Below are 2,934 nucleotides of genomic sequence, written 5' to 3' on the forward strand. Positions count from 1 at the left end.
GCTAGAAAGATAGGCATCCCTATATATTTATGTGTTAATATCTTGTCTATTCTAGAGCTGAAATATTGCTTATCTTCATCTGGATACGTTACCACGTCTTGCAATAACGTCTCAATATAATGATTGCGTATACGCTCCATCTCTCGACGAACAGATACAGCCCCTACTTGTTCAGCAACTTGATCACGTAAACTCGACAATTTATTTACAACCTCTGAATTAAGTTCGTTTGCAATTTGCATGTTATTTAATAAGAATTGAATCGCAATAAACCTAGCTTGATACTTATCATGAGATGTCTCTGTCATTATTATTTGACACATATTTTTAATTGTCTCTTCAATCTTCTCACCATAATTGATTTTAAAATGCGGTTGATACCCTTCCCCTAGATGCTTTATTTCGCCAAGTAAATGTTTAGTTCCTTTGCCTGTACGTGCCACAACTGGAAAAATAGGTGTTTTTAACTTTTTCATCAATTTATGATAATCGATTTTTATCCCGCGCTTTGTAGCTACATCAATCATATTTAATCCGATGTATATTGGTTGATTAAGTTCTAACAATTGTACTGTTAATTGCACATTTCTTTTTAGTTGACTCGCATCAACAATGTTAATGATTCCTGAAAATGAATCGTTTAATAAATAGTCTGTCACTACAGTTTCATCTTTAGAAATCGGCGATAAATCATATGTACCTGGTAAATCAATTAATTGTCCTACATTTTCTTTAAGTTTCCCTACTTTTTTCTCTACCGTTACGCCACTCCAGTTGCCTATATATTCATACGAACCAGTTAAAGCGTTAAACAAAGATGTTTTACCAACATTAGGATTTCCTAAAATACAATAATTTTCCATTCGTCCGGCTCCTATTCTTCTAATGCAATAGAACAAGCATCGCAATGTCTAATACTTAACTGTTGTCCGTTTACTTCAATAATACATGGCCCTTTAAATAAACATTTTTGTTTAATCGTTATGATAGCGTCATCTGTTAACCCAAAGGCACTTAGACGATACAACATATTCTCATTAGCAATATCCATTCGCTTTATTTTATAAGCCTTATTCATTTCACCATTTTTAATGTTTAACATACTATTTCGCTCTCCTATTAGAAATAATAATCATTATCACTTAAAAATCATAACCCTTAAAATTGTAGCTCGCAATACTTTATTTAAATAATTTTCATTTTTCATGTAAAATTTGCTACATTGCAAAAATGTTTTGTATAATCACTTCCATGCAAAAAACCTCCGCTTCAAATGTCATTGATAGACATTTAAAGCGGAGGCATGTACATGTTATTTTATGATTTATTTCGTAGATTTTTTTCTAACAATTGATTGAGCTTTTCAATATTTTTATTCAACTGTTCTATATTCGTTACTTGTTGTTTTGAATTTAGTTGATGCTTGTTTTGATAATCTATTAAAGCATCATATAAGAACAATGAACTTGCAGATTGCTGTTTCACTTCTTGGTACAATGCCATCGTTTTATCATCTAGTACTATTGAATGTGCATCATCTTGCCCATGTACATCTTGATGTTTCGATACATTTGTTGCACCTTGTGGATATACTTTAAAGGTTGTGTCGTATGTTTCCTTACTATCTTTGGCTTCAGATTCCTGTGATTCAACCGTTTTATATTTTTCAAGTGCATGTCCTTCAATATCAACTCGTGGAATAATGCGATTCAACCATGCTGGTAAATACCACGAACCTTTTCCAAACAATTTCGTTAATGCAGGAATTAACATCATTCTGACTACGAAGGCATCAAAGAGTACACCAAACGCTAATGCCATACCCATTGATTTAATCATGACATCTTCTTGGAATACAAACGCAAAGAAGACACTAAACATAATTAATGCAGCGGCTACAATAACAGGACCGCTTTCTTTCAATCCTACTTTGATAGAATAATCATTATCCCCTGTTTTACTATATTCTTCATGAATTCGCGACATAAGGAAGACTTCATAATCCATCGCTAATCCAAATAAGATACCTATAGTAATAACCGGTAAAAATGCTAGCATTGGTCCTGTCGTTTCAATACCAAACAGACCTTTCATAAAACCATCTTGCATTACTAATGTTGTAAATCCTAGCGTTGCCATTAATGACAAGACAAATCCTAAAACTGCTTTTAACGGTATTAGAATTGAACGGAAGACAATCATTAATAAGAAAAATGCCAATACAACAATTACTGTTGCAAATAAAGGTATCGCCTCATTTAACTTTTTAGACATATCAATATTAATGACACTTTGTCCCGAAATCTCCGTTTTGAACCCATATTTATCTTGTGCATCTTTATGATAATCTCGTAAATCATGCACTAAATCATTTGTGCTCTCTGCATTAGGCCCTTGCTTAGGTATCACGACCATCAAAGCATAATCATTATCTTTACTCATTTGTGGCGGCGTAACGATATCTACATTTTTCTTATCTTTAATATCTTTATATACAGACTGTAAATCTTGTTGTAATCCTTGTGGATCATCTTTTTTATCTTTAACATTTATCAACATCGGAATTTGGCCATTAAATCCTTCACCAAATTTATCCGAGATTATATCGTAAGCTTTTTTCTGTGTAGAATCTGCTGGTTTAACACCGTCATCTGGAATACCAAGTCGCATATGACTAACTGGTATTGCAGCTGCTACTAATATGATTAAACCTAGTAATACTGCCGCAAGTGCATTTCCTGTAATAAATTTAGACCACGGCGTATCAATATCTTTTTTAAAATTAGACTGCAATTTGTTCACTTTAATGCGTTTATGGAAAATACTAATTAACGCAGGTAATAAAGTCAGTGCACTGAATACAGCAAATATAACACTAATTGCCGAAGCAAACCCCATCACTGCTAAGAAATCTATGCCAACTAGCGATAAACC

The 2,934-nt window shown here is 33.1% G+C and carries 2 protein-coding genes and 1 pseudogene; all 3 read right to left on the bottom strand.

The window, feature by feature from the left end; genetic code table 11:
* Positions 1-863, bottom strand: an 863-nt coding sequence (locus tag IDG60_RS10210) for a ferrous iron transporter B (RefSeq protein WP_206160665.1), incomplete at its 3' end; no start/stop codon positions are given.
* Between the two features lie 11 nt (positions 864-874).
* On the bottom strand, positions 875-1,102 hold the full coding sequence (locus tag IDG60_RS10215; RefSeq protein ID WP_000932073.1) for a FeoA family protein: 228 nt from the start codon (positions 1,100-1,102) through the stop codon (positions 875-877).
* 215 nt (positions 1,103-1,317) lie between these two features.
* Positions 1,318-2,934 (bottom strand): annotated as a pseudogene (gene farE, locus IDG60_RS10220) (fatty acid efflux MMPL transporter FarE); the annotation flags it as partial.

The organism is Staphylococcus sp. EG-SA-2 (assembly GCF_017152085.1).